Below are 22,037 nucleotides of genomic sequence, written 5' to 3'. Positions count from 1 at the left end.
GGCAGTGTCGACTGCACGGGTCACGTCAAGCCAAAATTTGGGCTTGTAAAGAGGTGGCCTCATCGATTTGGCATGGTCCAGGTCGACTGGGTTGGAAAGTCTACGTCATCGGGTCGTTTTTGTGGAAGCTCCTGTTGAGCTAAATCGAAACCGAAGCTGGTGAGTGGCCTGGAAAATATAATCCTCAAAGGAGGGGGGTCTCGTGCCGGGATTCCCCTCTTTTTGTACCCTCAGGCGGGGACTTTTCAGTCCGAGAAGAAAGAATGGGTGAAAGGCGCCTGCGATACGCCGTTTCCCTTTCCTCGTTCGTGCCGGCTCAGGGGCGGGGCAACGGAGGCTCGTCACCACTTGTTGTTGCCTCAGATTTCGGATCGCGCGGATGCGCACCTAGGAGAAGTGAGAGTCCGTGACTCTTTTGGCTTTTGATGATGTTCATCAAGCCGGTGGAAACTTAAGTTTGAACAAAAGTTTAAGTATGATTTCGACTAGTTCGCGATATTCTTGAACCTGTCGATCATTAATCGGTACGGTCGAGCGTTCGTGGATCAGTTTGTTCCTCAAACCGTAGTAGAATTCCGCCTTGTCAGACATCGTCGCGCTGAACTTTGGTACTTTTGCTCGCACTTCATTGATCACTGCGGTGCGCTTCCCGAGAATGTCTCTTATCCGGTTGTCCGGATAGTGCAGAGTCGGGAACGCTTTCTTGTTGGTGACGATGTACTCCTTGAGTGCGATTTCAAAATTACTATCCAGAAGAATCAGAGCCGCGCGATTCCGTGTCTCGACCTTAACTCGTGACAGCGATTCCACCATGATCATGGCGTCCACCAAGCCGACCGTCACAGGTTGAGAACTCATCTTCGCCAGGTTCAGCTGGCGCGCCTGTTCTAGATAGGAAGGTCGGCGACCGCGCGGCAGCTTTGGCAGTATCAATTTGGCGCCTTCAGCAATTTCGGTCGGATCAATTTCCTCCGATTCCCCCTCCGGGTACGGGAAGACAGTCTCATCCCAAGTGTTCTTCAGTCGACGTGATAGTTTGCTGTAAAATGTCACGAGCGCGATCAGATTGGCGCGAAGCTGCAAGAACGATGGGTGTGCGATATTCACATCACTCTTGCTGCTGTTCCATGGCATTAATTCAGCGTTGCCATCGAGGCTTACTATGACCCTGCAGAGCGATGCGTCGGGGTGTGGCACACCGGCTTCGCCCGTAACGAAATAGCCGACATCACGCTCGCGCATTTCTTTTACGATCAGCCGGTTGTTGCAGTAGATATATACGCCGTAGTTCTCGGCTTCAGGATCCCGGTCACCGATGAGCCCTGCGTTCATGGTGACGGCGAGCTCGCGCTCACCGTCTGGCAGGATGGTGAAGCTTAGGGTTCGCGGCAGGAACTCTGGCGGGTAGGACCAAACTTCGAACGTTTTGCCCGTTACCGCTGCACCGTTTAGAAAAATTTCGCAGGTGTCGCTGATGTACCGCCCATAGGTCTCCCCAAGGCTGGTTCCCATGCGATGGACGTCGGCTTTGGTAAACGGTTGTCGGAGCTTGGATACCTCGACGATCGTGCATCCGTTGCCGATGGCGGCGGATTCAACATAATCGATATCCCAACTCTCAGTTAGCAGCCACTCGTCATCTATTCTGATTTTGTGAGTTGCCTCGCGTTTGTAGCGCGAACGTATCTCGACCAACTCGCCCAGCGCGACGCCGGCGCGCTTCCCGCCGACCCCGAAGATACCTATGAGGTTTTCCGTCGAGGGCTCACGGCTAGCGCCGGGCGCGATTAGGAGGCGCAAATCGCTCTCTTTGACCCCACCTGCATTGTCCTTGACGGTAATAATTTGTCGCGTCACGTCGAGCTCTACCTCGACTTTTAGCTTGGACGCGCGCTTGCTCGCGACCCAGAAGTCGAGGGCATTGTCCAAGAGTTCACAAAGCCCGGTTTGCAGATCATAGTCGGCAATCATTCCACGAAAAATATGCTTCTCTGGAGTTCCGTCTATTGTACTTTTCGCCGCCATGTCTTGCCCCTTTAAATGCAACATAGCCGAAACCTAAGGTTATTTGAAAGAGCGTCGTTGTGGTTCGATTTTTAGACTAACCCTAATTAGGCGATAGGCGCCGTCGAGGTCAGGCGGCCTCTGCCATCCCCCAAACAAAAAAGAGCCCCAGCGTCTCCGCCAGGGCTCCCCGTTTCATTCAATCCTGAGACCGTCAGTCCGCAAACATATCCGCAAACCGCCGCCGGGGCCGCTTCTCCCAATCCCGGCGATGATACACCGACGACACCATCACCGGCGCGACCGTCGTCGCTTCGGCGAACACCATCTGTTCCAGCGCGACATCGACCTTGCCCCAGGAACAGGCTTCCTTGAGGGTTGAGGAGGAGCAGGCGCCGTCGCGGACGTCGGCGACGGTGATCTGGACGGCGTAGGAATGCATGGGTGAGTCGACGCCGAGGATTTCGGCGCAGACGACGGTGTCTTGGGCGAAGTTTTTCGGGACGCCGCCGCCGACCATGAACAGGCCCGTCTTGCCGGCCTTGATCTTGATCTCGGTCAGCTCGCGGAAATCGGCGACGCTGTCGATCGAGAGATAGGGCTGTTTGGCCTTCATGCGCTCAACCTGGTGTTTGACCAGACCGAAACCGGCGGAGCAATCGGAGAAGGCGGGGCAGAAGATCGGCACGCCGTGCTCATAGCAATCCTGGACCAAGGAGCCGGGTTTCTTGGCATTGCCGTCGGCGAGCCATTTGCCCATCGCCTTGATATAGGAGCGCGAGGAGCGCGGGCCGGGCTCCAAGAGGTTGGCGATCTCGAGCGTGGCGGCGTCGCAGGCCTGCAGTTCTTCTTCGTCGATATAGGTGTCGTAAATCCGGTCGATATAGAGATCGCGCAGGATGCGGTCGTCGGGGATTTCCTTGGCCTGGTAATGCTTGAAACCAAGCGCTTCGAAGAAATCCATATCGACGATGGCGGCGCCGGTCGAGACGATGGCGTCGACCATGTTGTGACGCACCATATCGCGCCAGACATGCATGCAGCCGCCCGCCGAGGTCGATCCGGCCAGCGTCAGGATGACCGAGCAATCGGGATCGGCGACAGCGGCCGCAAGGATACGGGCACCTCGCGCGGCATCGCGCGAGGTGAAGGACATTTTTTCCCAAGCGTCGACCAGAGGCCGACCATCGAATGCCGTAATGTCGATATGCTCGACGGGCGAGGACAGGAGTTCCGCTTTACGGTTCGATTTATCGGTCATGCACGTCTCCGCAATTTCGGACGGCGGCGGCGGGCGCGGGCCAGATTGATGACCGTCGACTCCTCGCCGGTCGCCCGGTCTGGTTGTTGATCGAACATGGATGGCCAGGGGGCATCCGCCACCATCGCCATTTCTGTCGTCCCGAAGCCATTGAAGTTGGACGCAATCGCCGTCCCATAGGCGCCGAGCATGCCGATCTCGATCATATCACCCTCGGCCGTATCGGCCGGGAGCTCAAATGGTCCTTGCATGGCATCAAGCGAATCGCAAGTTGGACCGAAGAAGCGGAACATCGCCGTATCGGCCTGTGACTCTGCGTTGGCGCGGTGATGACGCACCGGGAAGGGCCATTTGGAATGCGCCGCATCGAACAGGCGGCCATAGGCGCCGTCATTGAGATAGAGCGCATCGCCCTTGACCAGTTCGACCCGGACCAGAATGGATTCCGCTTCCGAGACGAGGGCCCGGCCGGGCTCACACCACAGATCGGCGTTTTCCAGCACCATCATCTCTTCGAAGGCGTCTTCGATGGCGCGGATATATTCCATCAGCGGCGGCGGGTTGAGGCCCGGATAGATCGAGGGGAAGCCGCCACCGACATCGACGATGTCGACGGTGACGCCCGCTTGCGCGATCAGGCGCGAAGCCTCCATCATCGCAGAGCGATAGGCCGAAGGCAGCATGCACTGGCTGCCGACATGGAAGCTGACGCCCAGCTCCTCGGCATGCGCGCGCGCCGCCCGGATCAGGTCGGCGGCCTCGAAGGCGGGCACGCCAAACTTGCCGGCCAGCGAGAACACGGCCCCCTCATTGGACACGGCCAGGCGCACGATCAATGTCAGATCGGTCGCGTGATTGGTCTCGTGAAGGATCTTGTCCAGTTCCGCTTGCGTATCGAGCGCGAAAATCCGCACGCCGTACTCGAAATAGGCACGACGAATCGACTCGCGGCTTTTGACCGGATGCAGAAAGGCCATCCTGGCGTCCGGACAGCGCTCGGCAATCAGTGCGACTTCGGGAAGCGAAGCGACATCGAAAAAGCGCGTGCCGGCCGCATAGAGGCCGTCGATAATCCATGGGCTGGGATTTGCCTTGACGGCATAGAGCACTTCACCCGGGAAATTTTCCTGAAACCAGCGGCTTGCGCGGTCTAGACGATCCGGACGTGCACAGACGACCGGCTTCTCTAGGTGCCGTAAGCGGACCAGGTCCAGGGGAGTATGGTACGTGTGCAATTCACGTGACCCCCTGTTAGTTGTTTACCCAATCCGGCATCGTCACCTCCGCCGGGAAAAACGCGAGTAGGGCCTATTGCCGATCGTGTAAAGAAAAAAATATCAGGAAGCGCTGCAGAAGCCCTGCCGGGGCAGGGCTGGTGCGGGGGGTGTCGGAGGCAAAAATGCAGCACTTATGCGCCTGCCGGGCCCCTCGAACCGGGGGTGAATTCGCGCATAATAAATGGTGACGAAATAAATGGTGACTGGCACCTGTTTCAACGCCGCATGACCGGCGGCGAGGGAACAGATTCACTTTCGGGCGGTTGGCGTTCGCTAAATGGTGCCTGTCACGAATTATTTTGGGCGCTCACGGACCCGGCGTTGTTACGTCGTTGCCTTGTGCGCCAAAGCGCCATAGCGTGATTTCACCATCCTCAGTCCTTCAAGAATAAGGACCGGGTGCATGCATTTGGCGCCTTTGGTCAACCGCATCGGCGGATCGCAAAGCGCGCATCGGTGCCGGTATCCATTGGATCGGCGCACCCTGCAGGCTCATCGCAACAAGACTTGAACTGGAGCCATAAAATGCGCACTCTTTTTTCTGCTTTTCTTGTCCTGATTTCCCTGACCGCCGCTGCCGCTGCCGAGAGCTGCCCGGATGTGAACTGGGAAGCGCGCCAGACGATCACCGTTTCGGCCTTGGTACTTGACCCCCCTTCCCGCCCATCCTACAGCGCCACTGCCGGTGGTTATACTGACCTGCGGGACTGCAGTGCGACGATCGGCGGTCTCCACCAAAGAGGCTTCGTGAACTCTAGGCCCGATTTCACGTTCGACGTCTCCGACATGCAATATTTTACCCACATGTACTTCCGGGCCTCGGGCGTGGACCAATGGGGGTCCTCGGACCGCTGCCCCATAATCCTGCTGGTGAGAACGGCCGACGGACGGTGGAAAGCCAATCATCAATTCCAGAGAACTTCATCCAATTATGGAGCGTACGAGGTCACCGAGCCGGAGGTCGTGATTACGGCCTTGAATGGGTTTGGCGCGGCGGCGGGACCCATTCAGGTGTGGGTTGGCACCTTTTACAGTACAGATGTTTGCGCGGTCACGCTGCAACTCATACCTGCGCTTTATGAGCAATCCATCATCGCAAATCGCCGGGAGTGAGGCCACTGTCACCGCCAGCGTGGATGCCGGCGCTGCCTCCCTGCCACTGACGCTAACCTGTCCGGCGCTAACCTGTCCGGCGCGAACCTGCTGGACGCGACCCTGACGTCGTCTTTGGCCACCATGGACCTGCGCGGCGCCACATGGATTGACGGAAGGATCTGTTCCCGCCTCCATTTAGGGGGCTGCCAATAGCGACACGTTTTTGGCGGGTGCCCCCGTTCCCTTGCACGGCCAGAAATAAATGGTGAAAAGAAATAAATGGTGACAGGCACCTATTTCAACGCCGCATGACCGGCGGCGAGGGAACAGATTTATTTTCTGACCCGCCCGCGCGACCTGTGACGCGAGACAGCGACACACGCTTTGGTGACCCAGGACGACGAAGCTGGAACAGGCTCGTGAGTTGATTTGCGTGCGATGTTCATGGACACAGGTTCACAGCTTCAGGGTGATCCGATGCCGGGCGTTGATGGGGTCGACCCTTTCTGGGCCAGCGATGGTCGCGGTGATCGCGGCGTGGCACCGAGGGACGGGGTTGGATTGTGACAAATATTCTGCTCTCACTTTTGATGGGCGCCATTCTCGGCTTTGCTGCTCACCGGGCCGGGCTGTGCACGGTCAAGGCGGCCGCAGAGGTGCTGACCTCCGGCCGCGGACATTTCCTGTGGTCATTCATCAAGAGTGCCGGCTGGGTGATGGCCCTGACGGCGGTGGTCGGCGCTTTCGGTCATGCGACACAGTTCAGCCATTGGCCGCTCACATTGCTGTCTGTGCTTGGCGGCGTTCTGTTCGGCGTCGGGGCGGCGCTGAATGGCGGCTGCACCCTGTCGACCTTGACCCGGGCGGTCGATGGCAATCTCGGCCTTTGGCTGACCGTTGCAGCCTGGCCGGTGGGCATGTGGGCCGCGGCGTCCCTTGCCTTGGCGCGCCCCACGGCCGCCACCTTCCAACAGCCCGACTATCCCTTGGCGGTTCTGGTCATACTGGGTGCCGCTTTGCTGTGGGAAAGCAGTTTGATCGTCAGACGGTTCTGGCGAAAACAATCCCTGCGCAAGGTTCTTGGCGCTTCGGTCTACACGCTGTCGGCGGGGGCCGCGCTGGTGGGGATCTCCAATGCGGTCATCATTGAGGCGACCGGACCCTGGTCTTTCTCGTCCACCATTTTGTGCGGCATAACGGCCAGCTCGAGTACCAGCTGCGCACAGCCAACGCTGGCATGGGGCCTGCTGGGCGCCGCGATTTTGGGAATGGCTTTTTCAAGCCTGCAGCGCGGTTCATTCGTTCTGCGCCTGCCGCGCGGCCTCATGGCCCTCAGACATGTGGCGGGTGGATTGCTGATGGGCGCGGGAACCGTGCTGATTCCGGGCGGCAATGATGGTCTGATCCTGTTTGCGATACCTTCGTTGTCGCCGCACGCCATTCCTGCCTATGCCAGCATTTTCGTCGGCGTGCTCGGAACGCTTTCCCTCATGCGCGCATTCGGCGGCCGGATCCCGACCGTTCAGTGCAGCGGCGATATCTGCCGGACGCGCCAGCAAGCGCGCTGAGATGCGCACCCGATAACCGAGTGCTGCGCCAGCGATTGCCATCCGCCATGAAAAAATCAGTCCTTTGACTGCAATCCCTGCTTCGATGAGCGGCAGGGTGAGAAGGTCGGGAAGCCTTTGTGTACGTGCATCAATCCCGGCCAGGGCGACCAGAGTGCCGAACAAGAGGGGGGGCGCAAAATGAATCAGCGTCATCTTCCTCTTGTCACAAATGTGTCATGCCCTTACGCCACAAAGCCGTGACTATGCAGGGGGACGCCCAAGATGACAGACGCCGCTCTGGCGCTTCACGCCAAAAATCTGAAAATGACATTCGGCGACACCAAAGCGCTCGACGATGTCAGCCTGTCGGTTGGGCGTGGCGAGATGGTCGGATTGATCGGACCGTCCGGTTCGGGCAAGTCGACCCTGTTGCGCGTCGCTGCCGCCCTGCAGATCGCCGATAGCGATAGCGGGCCGGTTTCGGTGCTGGGCCATCGCATGCAGGCCAAGGGCAAGATCGCGTCCGGCGTCCGCGAGCACCGCTCCCATCTCGGTTTCATTTTCCAGCAATTCAATCTGGTCGGCCGGCTGTCCCTGTTCGGCAATGTGCTGATCGGTGCACTCGGCCGGATCTCGCCTTGGCGCGGTGCGCTGGGGATATTCTCGATGGCCGACAAGCAAAAGGCGATGGATGCGCTGGAACGTGTCGGCATTGCCGGCTTCGCCGCCCGCCGCGCCTCCAAACTGTCCGGCGGGCAGCAGCAGCGCGGCGCTATTGCCCGCGCCCTGGTGCAAGGCGCCGAGGTTTTGTTCGCCGACGAGCCGATCGCTTCGCTCGATCCGGTTTCGGCGCGCACCGTGATGGAATTGCTGCGCGAGTTGAACCGCAAGGACAATCTCACCGTCATCGTGACGCTGCACCAGGTCGATTACGCCAGCCAGTTCTGTGACCGGGTCGTGGCGCTCAACAAGGGCCGCATCGTGTTTGACGGGCCGAGCGCGGAGCTCACCCAGGAAAAGCTGATCGAGGTTTACGGCCCTGAATACGAGCAGGCCTTCTACGGGGGAGATGACGAATGAGCGGCTGGATCAACAAGAGCTTGCGCGCGCTGGTCACCGGCCTCGGCCTGATGCTGGCGGCCTGCGCACCGGCCTCCACACCGGATGCCAGTGACACCGCTGACACCGGTCCTGCCGCTTCACGCGGCACGCTGAATTTCGGCATTATCGCCACCGAATCCTCCGCCAACCAAGCCTCCAATTGGGGGCCATTCATCGAGGCGATGGAAGAGTGGACGGGCTATGATATCCAGCCCTTCTATGCCTCCGACTATGCCGGCATGATCCAGGCGATGCGCTATAACAGCGTCCAGTTCGCCTGGTTTTCCAATTTCTCCGGACTGCAGGCGGTCCGCCTTGCCGGCGGCGAAGTCTTTGCCAAGGCGACCTATCCCGATGGCAGCGAGGGCTATAATTCCGTCCTGATCGTGCCGGCCGACAGCCCGATCCAGACGCTCGACGATATCCTGACCTGTGATCGCTCACTCGATTTCGGCATGGGCGATCCCAATTCGACCTCCGGCTATCTGGTGCCCTCGGCCTTCATCTTCGCGCCGCGCAATATCGATCCGGCCGAATGCTTCAATACCGTGCGCAATGCCAATCACGAGGCCAATGCCGTCGCGGTGGCCAATGGGCAGATCGACGTCGGGACCAATAACACCACCAGCCTGACCGTGCTGCACGGCTCGCGTCCCGAGATCGCGTCGCGTATCCGGGTGATCTGGACCTCACCGCCGATCGGCACTGATCCAATCATCTGGCGCACCGATCTCGATCAGGAAGCCAAGCTGCGCCTGCAATATTTCTTCATGAATTACGGCCGCCACGGCACGCCGGAAGAGATCGCCCAAGCGCGCGCCGTGCTTCAGCCCCTGTTTTTCGGCCTGTTTCTGCCAGCCTCCAATGCGCATCTCGATCCGATCGTGCAGCTGGAAATCGTTCGCGACCTGATCCTGGTCCGCAATGATACCGAACTGACCGAGGAGGAGCGCGCCACACGTGTTGCCGAACTTCAGGCCCGTCTGGCCGCAGTCGAAGCCGGCAATTCCGGCTTGGACAGTCTGGCCAGCGCGACCGGCCAAGCGGGAAATGCCGTCAATCACGACGTCGTGGTCACACGTAATTGGCCTCTGCTCGGCGGGCTGGTGATACTGGCGGGCCTGCTCTTGGCCGGGCTCATGTGGGCCGGCGCGCCGCGCGGTCCCGGACCGAAACTGCCTTTGACCGAGCGCCTCGCCAATGCGGTGATCGGTGCCGGCGTGATTATCATCCTGGTCTGGAGTTTCGATCCGTCCGACATGGACCGAAGCTATCTATTGGTTGAGAATTTCGGCGATATGCAGGAATTTCTCGCCGGGTTCTTCCCCGACAATATCGCCAGCGCCGCCTCGCGCAGCGCCTATTGGGTCGATTTGCGGGCCGGCATTATTGAAGCCGTGCCGCAAATGATCATCACGGTGCAGATCGCGATCTGGGGCACATTTATCGCCGTCGTCGCGGCCATTCCCTTCGGCCTGCTCAGCGCCCGCAATGTTGCGCCAGCCTGGGTCGTGCAGCCGGTACGGCGTTTGATGGACGTGTTCCGCTCGATCAATGAGCTGATCATCGCCCTGATCTTCATCGCCGCCGTCGGACTGGGGCCATTGGCCGGGGTGATGGCGCTCGCGGTTCACACCACGGGCGTGCTTGCAAAACTATTCTCCGAAGCCGTCGAGGCAATCGATCACGGGCCTGTCGAGGGTGTGCGGGCAACCGGTGCGCTGCCGCTGCACGAAGTGATCTGGGGCGTGATACCGCAAGTGGCGCCGCTCTGGACCTCGTTCGGTCTCTACCGCTTCGAATCGAATGCGCGCTCGGCGACCGTGCTCGGCCTGATCGGTGCCGGCGGCATCGGCCAGATCCTGTTCGAGGCCGTTCGCGCCTTTGATTACCAGCGCACGGCCGCGATCGTCATCGTCATCATTCTCGCGGTCAGCGCGATCGACATGCTGTCGCAGCTTCTGCGTAAACGCCTGCTCTGATCCACCTCGTGACAAGTTGGATAAAGGGCCCGCAGCGTGACCGCGCTGCGGGCCTTTTTGTGCGGCGTCACTGAAACAAACATGTCACGCAGCCGTCGCAAAAGCGTCACCGAGCGCGACTATCGAGATGTTGTGAAGTCGAAATTTTGAGTGCCGCCGGGGATCGGAGGCGCCATCAGCGTCAGGACGGAAAGACAATGTTCAAACGATATTTAACAAGCGCGGCGCTGGTCGCACTGGCATCGGCAGCCGGCTTGAGCGCAGCGCACGCCGATGACGCTTCGGGTTGGAATTTTGATGGCGTGCCCAGCTGGAGCAATGCCGCAACCGGCGACAGCTTCACGTTCCGTGGCCGCATCTATCTCGATGCTGCGAATATTGATTTTGATCGCGCCGGCGTCACCACGACCTTCAATGATAGCGAGATCCGCACCGGCCGCCTCGGGATCACCGGCCAATTCGCCCATGTCGGATATGTTGCCGAGTTTGATCTGATCAATAACCAGGTCCGCGCCAAGGATGTGGCCCTGACCTTTCACGCGACGGGCTTCGATGTCCTCGTCGGCAATATGAAAACGCCGAACTCGCTCGAAGAGCAAACGTCCTCGCGCTACATCACATTCATGGAACGTGGCACGGGCACGGAATTGTTCGGCCTTGACCGCCGCGTCGGTGTGGCCATCGCTCACCACGGCGACAATTACACCTTCAAGGCTGGTGCCTATGGCGGCGTTACCGGCGATTTGAGCCAGAGCTTCTCGACCGATGACAGCTCGGCCTTTGCGGCGCGCATCACCTATCTGCCGGTACACACCGATAATCTTCTGGTCCATCTGGGCGCTTCAGTGCGGCAAATGGATTACGGCAATGCCGGGACCCGTGTCCGGGCCCGTCCGCGCACCCATTCGACCGACCGCATCGTCACCGCTGATTTCCGTCCGGGCCGCCCGCTCGGCGAGGCCGACAGCTCGACCCTGATCGGTCTGGAGGCCGCTGCGATCTCCGGTCCCTTCCATGCCCACGCCGAATACATGACGATGGAGCTGAACGGCCCGACCGGCAATCCACGGATCAACAGCGCCTTCCTCAATCTCGGTTATTTCCTGACCGGCGAAACGCGCAGCTACAGCACGTCTGGCGGTTCCTTCAGCCGCACGCATCCAACGACTCCGGTCTCGGAAGGCGGCATGGGAGCGATCGAGCTTGCGGCGCGTTATGATTATTCCGATCTCAACGATGTCGCGGCTGGCGAATTGACGACCTGGACGCTTGGCGCGAACTGGTATGTCGAAGATCATTTCCGGGTTATGGCCAATTACGTCACGGGTGAATTGGCCGTGCCGGGCGGACCCAATACCAGTGTGTCCGGACCGCAAGTGCGCGTTCAGTGGGATTTCTAGCCATCACCGGTTCAGGTTCAAACCTGCATCATCTTCTCTAAGTGAAAAGGGAATCAACCGCATGAAAATCACCACCCCTCTCGCCGCCCTGGCCGCGGTCCTGGCGCTCGGCGCCGGTGCGCAGGCCCAGAGCCGCGACCAGATCCGCATTGTCGGTTCCTCGACGGTGTTTCCGTTCTCGACGGCGGTCGCTGAATCTTTCGGCGCCAAGACCCAGTTCGCGACCCCGGTCGTCGAATCGACCGGTTCGGGCGGCGGCTTCCGCCTGTTCTGCGCCGGTGTCGGTCTTGACCAGCCCGACATAACCAATGCCTCGCGGCGGATGCATGCTTCGGAATATGAGCGGTGCCAAGCCAATGGCGTGCGCCAGATCACCGAAGTGCGCATCGGCTTTGACGGTATCGTGCTCGCTGCGGCCGACCAGGGCAATCCTCCGATGGAGATCACTCTGACACAGCTTTGGCTGGCTCTGGCGGCTGAAGTGCCAACCGATGACACTTGCTCGAGTTTTGTTCCCAATCCGAATAATACCTGGTCGGATGTCGACTCCGCGTTGCCGGCCCAGCGGATTGAGGTGTTCGGCCCACCGCCAACGTCCGGCACGCGCGACGCTTTCGTCGAGCTGGTCATGCAGGGCGGTGCCGAGGGTGTCGCCTGTATGGACGCGCTCAAGGACAGCGATGGCGATCGTTTCGAAGGCATTGCCAGCCGTATCCGCGAAGACGGCAAATGGATCGATGCCGGCGAGAACGATAATGCGATTGTTCAGACCCTGATCAATACGCCTGACGCGTTCGGCGTGTTCGGTTTCTCTTTCCTCGATCAGAATTCTGACCGCCTGCATGGCGCCATCATCAATGGCATGGCGCCGGAATTCGACGATATCGCCGACGGGACCTACCCGGTGGCGCGTTCGCTCTACTTCTACGTCAAGAACCAGCACGCCGATCTGGTGCCGGGTCTGCGCGAGTACATCGCCGAATTCACCTCGGATGACGCTTGGGGCGAGTATGGCTATCTCACCGATCGCGGCCTGATCCCGCTGCCCGATGCCGACCGCGAAGCGATGGGCGAAGCGGCCCGCTCGTTGACCGCCATGACGCAGGCGCCGGAATAAGCGCAACTACACACCAGAATGGAAAACGCCGCCCCTCGGGGCGGCGTTTTTGTTTGGGTTTTAGTCCTCGATGCGCCGGCGGCGCAGGCGTTGCCAGAAGCGGCGGCGTTCCGGCTTGGGCTGCGGTTTCAGATTGATGATGAAATCGATCGCGCACTGGTGCCAGGAATGTTTCTCGGCATGGGCACGCGGGGCGGCGCGGTCGATATCGAGGCAATCGAGACAGGCCTGACGCAGATCGTCATTGATGAAGCCGCCACCTGAGCCCGGGATGATGTCCTTGGGGCCGTGCGCCGGGAAGGCCGCGACAGGCGTGCCGCAAGCCATGGCTTCCAGATTGACGAGGCCGAATGTGTCGGTCCAGCTTGGGAAGACGAAGACATCAGCATCGGCGAAATATCGTGCCAGCTCGTCGCCGAATTTCGATCCCGGGAAAACCGCTTTTGGATATTTTACGCCGAGGGATTCGCGCTGCGGTCCGTCGCCGACCACAACCTTGGTGCCGGGCAGGTCGAGCTCGAGGAAGCCCTCGATATTCTTCTCGACCGCGATGCGTCCGACATTGACCCAGATCGGGCGTTCCAGTCCGGCATAGACATCCTCGCCATCGACGAGGCGCTTGTCGGGATTAAATTGCACCGTGTCGACGCCGCGCGCCCAGGGCGTCAAATGCTTGAAGCCGCGCAGAGCGAGATCATCGCGCATCGACGGCGTCGTCACCATCATGCGGCCGCCAGCATTGTGGAACCAGCGCATGAAGGTATAGCCCGCCGCCAGCGGGATGATGGGGAAACGGGTATTGATGTATTCGGGAAATTTGGTGTGATAGCTGGTCGTGAAGGGCAGTTTCCACTTCACGCAGATCGCACGCGCCGCCATGCCCAGCGGTCCTTCGGTTGCGATATGAATCGCTTCCGGTTCGAATTCCTTGAAGCGGCGGGCGATGTCCCGGCGGGCGCCAAACGCCAGCTGGATTTCCGGATAGGTCGGCAGCGGCATTGTCTTATAGCCGAGACCGGGATGGATCACTTCGACCTCATGGCCCATGGCGCGGCATTCGGCGACGGTGCGCGACAGAGTGCGCACGACACCGTTCATTTGCGGCTCCCAGGCATCGGTCACCAGCATGATGCGCTGGGGTCGCTCGTCGCCATTGCCGGTTTCCGGAGTGTCGTCGGAATGTTCGCTTGCTTGGGTCATCGCGTTCAACTGTCTGCCTTCTTGCTGCCGGCGGCGCCAGAGATTGGCCGGCCGGTCCTGTCTGTAGCCCAGCATAGCGGGCATTGAAGGGTCATGAAGCGGCGAAAGCGGTTTGTCCATGCCGCATCGTGTCCCAACCTGTGCCGCCAGCGTGTTGCTCAAGGAAAAGGGCTCGAAATGCAGCGCCGGTCAAGACGAAGCATATTTCTCCGCCACGGCTCGCCGCGATATTTTCATCGCCGCACGGCCCGATTTCACGCGCGGTCCGCAAAGTTTTTCCACACCCGACGCCCGGCCCGGAGGCGATATGGGGCGGTGCTGAACGGGTGCAAACGGCGACACAGCTCACTGGACTTGCCGCGCCGTAATGCCTCGACCATGCTCCGGAAAATTTGCCGGCTGGCTGCCCCCGCCCGCCGGTCATGGAGGATTGGCCTTGGATACTCAGTCTCGTGACCGCATGAATTGGGACGATCTCGATCTGGCGAAATTCGCTGACGAATCAGAATTGGTCAAACACCTTGCCGACCGCACCGGTCTGGACGACGCTGCCCAGGCGCGCATCCGCACCGATGCGATCAAGCTGGTCGAGCGCGCCCGCGCCTCCAGCCGCAATCGTGGACTGATGGAATCCTTCCTGCAGGAATTCGGCCTGTCGAATCGCGAGGGCCTTGCGCTGATGTGCCTGGCCGAGGCCTTGTTGCGCGTGCCCGATGCGGCCACCGCTGACCGTTTGATCGCCGAGAAAATCTCCGGCGGTGATTGGGGCGGCCATGCCGGCAAATCGGAAAACTGGCTGGTCAATGCCTCGACGCTCGGTCTGATGATGACGGGCGGTATCATCGAGGTTGATCCGCTGGCTCGCAAAAACCCGTCTCTCTATATGCGCAAGATGACGCACAAGCTCGGCGAGCCGGTGATCCGCGCCGCTGTGATGCAGGCGATGCGAATCATGGGCGAGCAATTCGTGCTCGGGCGCACCATCAAGGAAGCACTCAAGCGTGGCCGCAAGGCGGGCTCGAACCTGTGTTCCTTCGACATGCTGGGCGAGGGCGCCCGCACAGCCGCCGATGCCGCGCGCTATCAAAAACGCTATCTCGACGCGATTGCCGTCGTCGGTGCGGCCCGCGGTGAGGGTTCGGTCGAACAGGTGCATGGCGTTTCGGTCAAGATATCGGCCCTGCATCCACGCCTGCACGCCGTCAAACGTGAGCGGGTGATGGCGGAAGTCTATCCGCTCTTGATGGAGCAGGCCCGTGCCGCCAAGGCGCAGGATATCGGCCTGTGCTTTGATGCCGAGGAAACCGATCGTCTGGTCCTTACCCTGCAATTATTCGAGCGGCTGGCGCGTGAACCCGAGCTGGAAGGCTGGAACGGGCTCGGCCTGGCTGTCCAGGCCTATCAGAAGCGCGCGCCGCAAGTGATCGAGCGCCTGATCGCGCTCGGCCGCGCCACCAATCGCCGTCTGCTGGTGCGCCTGGTCAAGGGTGCGTATTGGGATACGGAGATCAAGCTGGCGCATCAGATGGGCTGGCCGGACTTTCCGGTCTGGACCACCAAGCCGGCGACCGATCTCAATTATCTCGGCTGCGCCCGCGCCATGCTCGCCGCACCCGACGCGATCTATGGCCAGTTCGCCACTCATAATGCCCACTCGCTGTGCGCGATCCGAGATCTGGCTGACCAGGCCGGCGTCGAAGACTATGAGTTCCAGCGTCTGCACGGCATGGGCGAGCCCTTGTATCTGGCCGCTGCCGAGGCTTATGGCGACCGCGCCGTGCGCGTCTATGCGCCGGTCGGCAGCCATGAAGACCTGCTGCCCTATCTGGTGCGGCGCTTGCTGGAAAATGGTGCCAACAGCTCCTTCGTTCACTCCTTCCTCGATCCGGATGTCGCGGCGGAAGACGTCGCGCGCGGTCCGTTTGAGCTGACCAGCCCGATTGCCCGCCACCCTTCCATCGCAACGCCAATGGCGCTGTATGGCCCGGAGCGTGCTAATTCGGCTGGCATTGATTTGACGCAATTGGCTGTCCGTGACCGTCTCGCCAAGGCTGTCGCCGCGCTCGATGCGGCGGGACCGATTGTTGCCGCGCCGCTGGTTTGCGGGGTGCCGCTTTTGGGCGGCGCCGCCCGGGCGGGTCAGGAAATGCCGGTCACCAGCCCGGTCGACCGCTCGCGCGTCGTCGGCACGGTGCTTGAAGCGACGACCGAAGATGTCGACGCGGCGTTTGAGCATGCGGTCGCAGCGCAACGGATTTGGGATGCGCGTGGCGGCAAGGCGCGCGGCGCGATCCTGCGCAAGATGGCCGACGCGCTGGAAGCCGATGCGGATCGCTTCCTGGCGCTGATGGCGCGCGAAGCCGGCAAAACGCTCGCCGACGGGATTGCCGAAGTGCGCGAGGCGGCTGATTTCTGCCGCTATTACGCCGCCCAGGCCGAGCGCGAATTCGAGACACCGGAACGCCTGCCCGGCCCGGCTGGCGAAACCAATCATCTCGGCCTGAAGGGCCGCGGCGTGTTTGTTTGCATCAGCCCGTGGAATTTCCCACTGGCGATCATGACCGGCCAAGTGGCCGCGGCCTTGGCTGCCGGCAATGCCGTACTCGCCAAGCCGGCCGAGCAGACACCGCTGATCGCTCACGAGGCGGCAATGCTGTTTTTCGAGGCCGGTCTGCCGGTCGAAGTGCTGCACATCCTGCCGGGACGCGGCGAAACTGTCGGCGCGGCGCTGACCAATGATCCGCGCACGGCGGGTGTGGCTTTCACCGGCTCGACGGAAGTGGCGCGGATGATCAATCGTTCGCTGGCGGCACGCGACTGCGCGATCGGACCGCTGATCGCGGAAACCGGCGGGCTCAATGCGATGTTCGTCGACACCACGGCGCTGCGCGAACAGGTTGTCGATGATGCCATCGTTTCGGCCTTCGGTTCGGCGGGCCAGCGGTGTTCGGCCCTGCGTATCATTCTGATCCCTGAAGATACCGCTGACGCGACCATCGCGGCGCTGGCTGGTGCGATGGATGAGTTGGCCATCGGCGATCCGGCCGATCCGGCGACCGATGTCGGTCCGGTGATCGATGGTGAAGCGCGCGAAATCCTGTTGCGGCATATGGAGCGCATGGAAGCCCAGGGCACGGTCATCCGCCATCTCGACTCCGGTTCCTGGGGTGAGACCGGGTGCTATTTTGGCCCGGCCCTGGTGGAACTGCCCTCGCTCGACCTGCTCGAACGCGAAGTGTTCGGCCCGATTCTGCACGTGATCCGATACAAGCGGAATCAATTGTACGATATGGCCGCCGCCCTCGCCGACAAGGGCTATGGTCTGACCTTGGGCATTCACTCGCGGTTGGAGAGTTTCCACAGGCAAATTCAGTCGGCGGTGCCGGCGGGTAATGTCTACGTCAACCGCTCCATGACCGGGGCCGTGGTCGGGGTTCAACCCTTCGGCGGCGAGGGCTTGTCGGGGACGGGACCGAAGGCAGGCGGGCCGCACTATCTGCACCGGTTTGCTGGCGAGCGTTGCGTCACGGTCAATATCGCGGCCCAGGGCGGCGACCCGGAATTGCTCAACCTCTCCTAAGCGAGGCTCGGGCGCTTTCAGGAATTGTTTATGAGCGGCGCCTCGGAGATTAACCGGGTGTGCCGGCTTGCCCTGGTCGTTAATCGGTCATTAACTAAAAAAACCACTTTCGACCTGTATGCCCCGTTGACCGACGGGCAAAGGTTGATCCACTATATGTTGGGTCGGCTGGAGACAGCGGCACACTATACAGGAATTTCCGGCCGTTCAGGCCTGCCGGGTACGCGAATCATTACGCGCGGGCCGCAGGACAGAATTGTCTCGGAGTTGAGGAGCATGACCACCATGACGCCACCGGATTCGGCCACCAGCCGCAAGTTAGACAGCGGCACAGACAGCGTTCGCGCGCCCCGCCGCGGGCAGCCGAAATCGAACGCGGCGACGCATTTGCGCGTGGTGGAATCGATCCGGATTGATCGCAGCCGCGACGCGCTTTTGACTGAATTTGGCAAGCGCACGCTGGAAGACCGCTATCTGCTGCCGGACGAAAGCTATCAGGACATGTTTGCCCGCGTCGCCACGGCCTATGCCGACGATGCCGAACATGCCCAGCGCCTGTATGATTACATCTCGAATCTCTGGTTCATGCCGGCCACACCGGTGCTGTCGAATGGCGGCGCCGAGCGCGGCCTGCCGATCTCCTGTTTCCTCAATTCGGTTGGTGACAGCCTCGACGACATTGTCGGCACCTGGACAGAAAATGTCTGGCTCGCCTCCAATGGCGGCGGCATCGGCACCTATTGGGGCGATGTCCGTTCGATCGGCGAGAAGATCGGAGTCAATGGCCAGACCTCCGGCATTATCCCCTTCATCCGCGTGATGGACAGCCTGACCCTGGCGATTTCGCAAGGCTCGCTGCGCCGTGGTTCGGCGGCGGTCTATCTCGACATCCACCATCCGGAAATCGAGGAATTCCTCGAAATTCGCAAAGCGTCTGGCGATTTCAATCGCAAATCGCTCAATCTCCACCACGGCCTCAACATCACCGATGCCTTCATGGAAGCGGTACGAGACGACGAGGAATTCGAGCTGATTTCGCCGAAGAGCAAAGAGGTCGTCAAAACCGTCAATGCCCGCAAGCTGTGGCAGAAGGTGATGGAGCTGCGTCTGCAGACCGGCGAGCCCTATATCATTTTCTCCGACACGGTGAATGACAATCTGCCGGCCCACCAGCGCAAGCTGGGCCTCAAGGTGCGTCAGTCGAATCTGTGTTCGGAAATCATGCTGCCGACCGGTTTCGATCACCACGGCAAGGAGCGCACCGCCGTGTGCTGCCTGTCTTCGCTGAACGCGACCAAATATCTTGAGTGGAAGGACGATCCCAATTTCATCGAGGATATTTTCCGCTTCCTCGACAACGTGTTGCAGGACTTCATTGATCGCGCCCCGCCGGAAATGAACCGCGCTGTTTATTCGGCGATCTGCGAACGCTCGGTTGGGCTGGGCCTGATGGGCTTTCACACTTTCCTGCAGCAAATGAATGCTCCGTTTGAATCGGCGATGGCGAAATCCTGGAACATGAAAATGTTCAAGCATATCCGCACCCATGCCGATGCCGCTTCGGTGACGCTGGCCGAAGAGCGCGGCGCCTGCCGTGACGCCGAAGAGAATGGCGTCAAGGCGCGCTTCTCGCACAAACTGGCGATCGCGCCGACCGCGTCGATCTCGATCATCTGTGGCGGCGTCTCCGCCGGCATCGAGCCGATCCCGGCCAATGTCTACACCCACAAGACCCTGTCGGGCTCGACCACGGTCAAGAATCCACAACTGGAAGCCCTGCTCGATGCCAAGGGCCTCAATGAGCCGGAAACCTGGTCCTCGATTCTCGAGCATGAAGGTTCGGTGCAGCATCTCGACGCGCTCGACGAGCACGAGAAGGCCCTGTTCCGTACCGCCTTCGAGATCGACCAGCGCTGGGTGATCGAGCATGCCGCTGATCGCACGCCTTTTGTGTGCCAGTCGCAATCGCTCAATGTTTTCCTGCCGGGTGACATCAATAAGTGGGATCTGCACATGCTGCACTGGACGGCGTGGGAGCGCGGCGTGAAATCGCTGTATTATTGCCGCTCCAAATCGGTCCAGCGCACCGCCTATGCCGGCTCGCAGAACAAATCCGAGATCGAGGTCTCGCTCGCAGCCGCCGCGCCGACCGACTACGAAGAATGCCTCGCCTGCCAATAGGCTCGGGCGCATCGCCAAGCCTGAAACGCGCCGGTATCTCCCCAGGAGGTGCCGGCGTTTTTCTGCGCGCCGGACACGCCAATCTCACCCTCGTTTTGGCAAAAATCGACCAAGAATCCTGTATTTGAGTGGACTCGCTCCCGCGAAACCCGTTAACCTTATTCTCCTTTAGGGTGAATCAGGGTGCGTTCGCACTTTGAGTTTGCTTGTATCGCGTCTGGGGAGAGTGCGATGCGTCTGGGACGGACATCACAATTGCTTTGCGCGGGCATTATCGCGTTTTCGGGGGCCAGCTATGTGCTGACGGCGCCCGGGCGGGCGGCGTCCGAATGGGCCTCAACCAGCCAGATGATCCAGGGCCAGTTTGAAGTCCAGCCAGCCGTGCGCCCGCTCTCGCCCTCCGCTGCCCGCGTCGCCCTGACAGCACTTTCGCTCAGTTCCAGCCAAGCCGATCACGACGCCTTTGCCGCGATGACGGTTCAGCCAGCGGCGCAATTCGACTTTGGACCGGCCGGTACAGTGCAGATCGCTCTGCTCGACGATGTTTCACGCGATGCCAGCTTCGGCAGCGTGCGCCCCGGTCAGGACGAGCATTCGCCGGTTGTGGTCGATCCGGCCGGGCGGCGAACCATTGTCGCGGTTAATTATGAACGCCCCTTCGAGACCCGCGGTCAGGGCGATCAGCTCGACGTCTCGCTCACCCCGCGTGCAGCCGTCAGCGTCGGACCCGATGGCTCGGCCGCCGGTGCCGGTGCCGAAGTACGGATCGGGCGCTATCTGGCCGATGATTATCCCAGCTGGTATGTCTTCGCTGGCGCCGACCGACGGGCGCTGATGTATGATCCGGCCCAGGGGATGGATTTCAATCGCGCCGTCTATATGACCTCGCGCGAAGTGATCGGCGATGCCCAAGCCGGCGTCGCGATGCGGATTGGCGATGCGGACCTCTCGCTCGCCTATGTCCAGCGCAATTACCGCTATGTCGTTGGTGTCGACAAATTCCGCGAGAGCGAAGAATTTGGCGCGGTGACGGTGAATTGGCGCTGGTAGACTCGGTTTTCCCCGGTCAAACTGAGTCCAACCCGCATCTAGCTGTAGACGTTTTGCTAACCTAAGACGCAATATGTTGTGTGTCGGGCCAAAACCGATTCCCAATTGTCTGAGGTGTGCCGCTATGACCGAGAATTCCACAAATCTGCCGGGCTTGATGACTCTGAGCCATGCCTACAAGCCGTTTCGTTATCCCTGGGCACATGATTTCTGGAAGAAGCAGCAGCAGGTTCACTGGATGCCGGAAGAAGTTCCGCTCGGTGAAGACTGCAAGGATTGGGCGACCAAACTCAATGATAATGAGCGCAATCTGCTGACGCAGATCTTCCGCTTTTTCACCCAGTCCGACATTGAGGTGAACGATAATTACATGGAGCGCTATGCGCGCGTCTTCAAACCGGTCGAAGTGAAGATGATGCTGTCGGCCTTCTCCAATATGGAGACGATCCACATCGCCGCCTATGCGCTTCTGCTCGAGACGATCGGCATGCCCGACAGCGAATTCTCTGCCTTCATGGATTACAAGGCGATGGCCGATAAGCATGACTTCATGCAAAAATTCGGTGTCGAGACCAACGAGGACGTCCTGCGCACTGTCGCGATGTTCGGCGCCTTCACCGAAGGCCTGCAGCTGTTCGCCTCCTTCGCCATGTTGATGAATTTCCCGCGCCTCAACAAGATGAAGGGCATGGGCCAGATCATCACCTGGTCGATCCGCGATGAAAGCCTGCATTGCGAAGGCATGATCAAGCTGTTCCACGCCTTCGCCGAAGAGACCGGCGCGCTGAGCCAGCAGGTCAAGGATGATATCGTTGAGTGCTGCCGCACCGTCGTGGCGCTCGAAGACAAATTCATCGAACTCGCCTTCGAAATGGGCGAAGTCGAGGGCATGACCCCGGACGATATCAAGACCTATATCCGCTATATCGCCGACTGGCGTCTGGGCCAGCTCGGCCTGCCGAAAATCTACAATATCGAGAAACACCCGCTGCCCTGGCTGTCGGAAATCCTCAACGGCGTCGAACACGCCAATTTCTTCGAAGCCCGCGCCACGGAATATTCCAAGGGCGCCACCAAGGGCGACTGGCACGGCGATGACGGCGTCTGGTCGATGTTTGATCAGGGCAAGACGAAGAAGGTCGAGCCGGCGGAGTAGATCAACCGGGGACATGCTCCCGCGTCAGCGGGTGCGTGTCCCCACTAGGTGGGTGTGCGCTCACCACGCGAAACGGGACACGC

16 protein-coding genes are annotated in these 22,037 nt (G+C 60.5%); 12 read left to right on the top strand and 4 right to left on the bottom strand.

Annotated elements, in window-relative coordinates; translation table 11 throughout:
• Positions 1–435: 435 nt before the first annotated feature.
• From AAC029_RS02035 to AAC029_RS02025, 3 genes are all read right to left on the bottom strand, one after another.
• Positions 436–2,025 (bottom strand): ATP-binding protein, encoded by a 1,590-nt coding sequence (locus AAC029_RS02035; RefSeq protein ID WP_339743420.1) that lies wholly within the window; start codon positions 2,023–2,025, stop codon positions 436–438.
• A 193-nt stretch (positions 2,026–2,218) separates the two neighbouring features.
• On the bottom strand, positions 2,219–3,265 hold the full coding sequence (locus tag AAC029_RS02030) for a deoxyhypusine synthase (protein ID WP_339743418.1): 1,047 nt from the start codon (positions 3,263–3,265) through the stop codon (positions 2,219–2,221).
• Positions 3,262–4,500, bottom strand: coding sequence for a type III PLP-dependent enzyme (locus AAC029_RS02025; RefSeq protein WP_339743416.1), 1,239 nt, complete (start codon positions 4,498–4,500; stop codon positions 3,262–3,264). The genes AAC029_RS02030 and AAC029_RS02025 overlap by 4 nt, the downstream gene beginning before the upstream one ends.
• A gap of 567 nt (positions 4,501–5,067) precedes the next feature.
• On the opposite strand from AAC029_RS02025, the gene AAC029_RS02020 reads away from it, so the two are divergent.
• The 7 genes from AAC029_RS02020 (at position 5,068) to AAC029_RS01990 (ending at position 12,787) form a co-directional block, all read left to right on the top strand.
• Positions 5,068–5,655, top strand: a complete 588-nt coding sequence (locus AAC029_RS02020) for a hypothetical protein (protein WP_339743414.1) — start codon at positions 5,068–5,070, stop codon at positions 5,653–5,655.
• 426 nt (positions 5,656–6,081) lie between these two features.
• On the top strand, positions 6,082–6,204 hold the full coding sequence (locus AAC029_RS02015; protein ID WP_339743412.1) for a hypothetical protein: 123 nt from the start codon (positions 6,082–6,084) through the stop codon (positions 6,202–6,204).
• Positions 6,201–7,205, top strand: coding sequence for a YeeE/YedE thiosulfate transporter family protein (locus AAC029_RS02010; RefSeq protein ID WP_339743410.1), 1,005 nt, complete (start codon positions 6,201–6,203; stop codon positions 7,203–7,205). Before AAC029_RS02015 ends, AAC029_RS02010 begins: the two co-directional genes overlap by 4 nt.
• Positions 7,206–7,469: 264 nt before the next feature.
• Entirely contained in the window at positions 7,470–8,267 is a 798-nt protein-coding gene (gene phnC / locus AAC029_RS02005; RefSeq protein ID WP_339743408.1) for a phosphonate ABC transporter ATP-binding protein, read from the top strand.
• On the top strand, positions 8,264–10,270 hold the full coding sequence (gene phnE / locus AAC029_RS02000; RefSeq protein WP_339743406.1) for a phosphonate ABC transporter, permease protein PhnE: 2,007 nt from the start codon (positions 8,264–8,266) through the stop codon (positions 10,268–10,270). Before phnC ends, phnE begins: the two co-directional genes overlap by 4 nt.
• Positions 10,271–10,467: 197 nt before the next feature.
• Positions 10,468–11,670, top strand: coding sequence for a porin (locus tag AAC029_RS01995; protein ID WP_339743404.1), 1,203 nt, complete (start codon positions 10,468–10,470; stop codon positions 11,668–11,670).
• 61 nt (positions 11,671–11,731) lie between these two features.
• Positions 11,732–12,787 (top strand): substrate-binding domain-containing protein, encoded by a 1,056-nt coding sequence (locus AAC029_RS01990; RefSeq protein ID WP_339743402.1) that lies wholly within the window; start codon positions 11,732–11,734, stop codon positions 12,785–12,787.
• A gap of 60 nt (positions 12,788–12,847) precedes the next feature.
• Here AAC029_RS01990 and AAC029_RS01985 read toward each other — a convergent pair whose 3' ends face one another.
• Positions 12,848–14,107 carry a glycosyltransferase family 1 protein gene (locus tag AAC029_RS01985; RefSeq protein WP_339743400.1) on the bottom strand — a complete coding sequence of 420 codons (1,260 nt, stop codon included), beginning with the start codon at positions 14,105–14,107 and terminating at the stop codon, positions 12,848–12,850.
• Between AAC029_RS01985 and AAC029_RS01980 the strand changes: the two genes are divergently transcribed.
• From AAC029_RS01980 to AAC029_RS01960, 5 genes are all read left to right on the top strand, one after another.
• Positions 14,106–14,309 carry a hypothetical protein gene (locus AAC029_RS01980; protein WP_339743398.1) on the top strand — a complete coding sequence of 68 codons (204 nt, stop codon included), beginning with the start codon at positions 14,106–14,108 and terminating at the stop codon, positions 14,307–14,309. The genes AAC029_RS01985 and AAC029_RS01980 overlap by 2 nt on opposite strands.
• A 114-nt stretch (positions 14,310–14,423) precedes the next feature.
• Positions 14,424–17,567, top strand: coding sequence for a bifunctional proline dehydrogenase/L-glutamate gamma-semialdehyde dehydrogenase PutA (gene putA / locus AAC029_RS01975; protein ID WP_339743396.1), 3,144 nt, complete (start codon positions 14,424–14,426; stop codon positions 17,565–17,567).
• A gap of 276 nt (positions 17,568–17,843) precedes the next feature.
• Positions 17,844–19,748 (top strand): ribonucleoside-diphosphate reductase subunit alpha, encoded by a 1,905-nt coding sequence (locus tag AAC029_RS01970; protein ID WP_339743394.1) that lies wholly within the window; start codon positions 17,844–17,846, stop codon positions 19,746–19,748.
• A 231-nt stretch (positions 19,749–19,979) separates the two neighbouring features.
• Entirely contained in the window at positions 19,980–20,798 is an 819-nt protein-coding gene (locus AAC029_RS01965; RefSeq protein ID WP_339743392.1) for a lipid A-modifier LpxR family protein, read from the top strand.
• A 124-nt stretch (positions 20,799–20,922) separates the two neighbouring features.
• On the top strand, positions 20,923–21,954 hold the full coding sequence (locus AAC029_RS01960; protein ID WP_339743390.1) for a ribonucleotide-diphosphate reductase subunit beta: 1,032 nt from the start codon (positions 20,923–20,925) through the stop codon (positions 21,952–21,954).
• Positions 21,955–22,037: the final 83 nt, after the last annotated feature.

Source organism: uncultured Maricaulis sp. (genome assembly GCF_963975345.1).
Lineage (GTDB): Bacteria > Pseudomonadota > Alphaproteobacteria > Caulobacterales > Maricaulaceae > Maricaulis.
The sequence above is the reverse complement of the archived record's forward strand: the minus strand, read 5'-3'. Positions and strand labels throughout refer to the sequence as shown.

Coding starts and splice junctions, on each gene's coding strand:
- phnC (WP_339743408.1), top strand. CDS start 7,470: ATGACAGACGCCGCTCTGGCGCTTCACGCCAAAAATCTGAAAATGACA.
- AAC029_RS01990 (WP_339743402.1), top strand. CDS start 11,732: ATGAAAATCACCACCCCTCTCGCCGCCCTGGCCGCGGTCCTGGCGCTC.
- AAC029_RS01965 (WP_339743392.1), top strand. CDS start 19,980: ATGCGTCTGGGACGGACATCACAATTGCTTTGCGCGGGCATTATCGCG.
- AAC029_RS01960 (WP_339743390.1), top strand. CDS start 20,923: ATGACCGAGAATTCCACAAATCTGCCGGGCTTGATGACTCTGAGCCAT.
- AAC029_RS02030 (WP_339743418.1), bottom strand. CDS start 3,265: ATGACCGATAAATCGAACCGTAAAGCGGAACTCCTGTCCTCGCCCGTC.
- AAC029_RS01980 (WP_339743398.1), top strand. CDS start 14,106: ATGCCGCATCGTGTCCCAACCTGTGCCGCCAGCGTGTTGCTCAAGGAA.
- AAC029_RS01985 (WP_339743400.1), bottom strand. CDS start 14,107: ATGGACAAACCGCTTTCGCCGCTTCATGACCCTTCAATGCCCGCTATG.
- AAC029_RS02015 (WP_339743412.1), top strand. CDS start 6,082: ATGGACACAGGTTCACAGCTTCAGGGTGATCCGATGCCGGGCGTTGAT.
- AAC029_RS01995 (WP_339743404.1), top strand. CDS start 10,468: ATGTTCAAACGATATTTAACAAGCGCGGCGCTGGTCGCACTGGCATCG.
- phnE (WP_339743406.1), top strand. CDS start 8,264: ATGAGCGGCTGGATCAACAAGAGCTTGCGCGCGCTGGTCACCGGCCTC.
- AAC029_RS02035 (WP_339743420.1), bottom strand. CDS start 2,025: ATGGCGGCGAAAAGTACAATAGACGGAACTCCAGAGAAGCATATTTTT.
- AAC029_RS02020 (WP_339743414.1), top strand. CDS start 5,068: ATGCGCACTCTTTTTTCTGCTTTTCTTGTCCTGATTTCCCTGACCGCC.
- AAC029_RS01970 (WP_339743394.1), top strand. CDS start 17,844: ATGACCACCATGACGCCACCGGATTCGGCCACCAGCCGCAAGTTAGAC.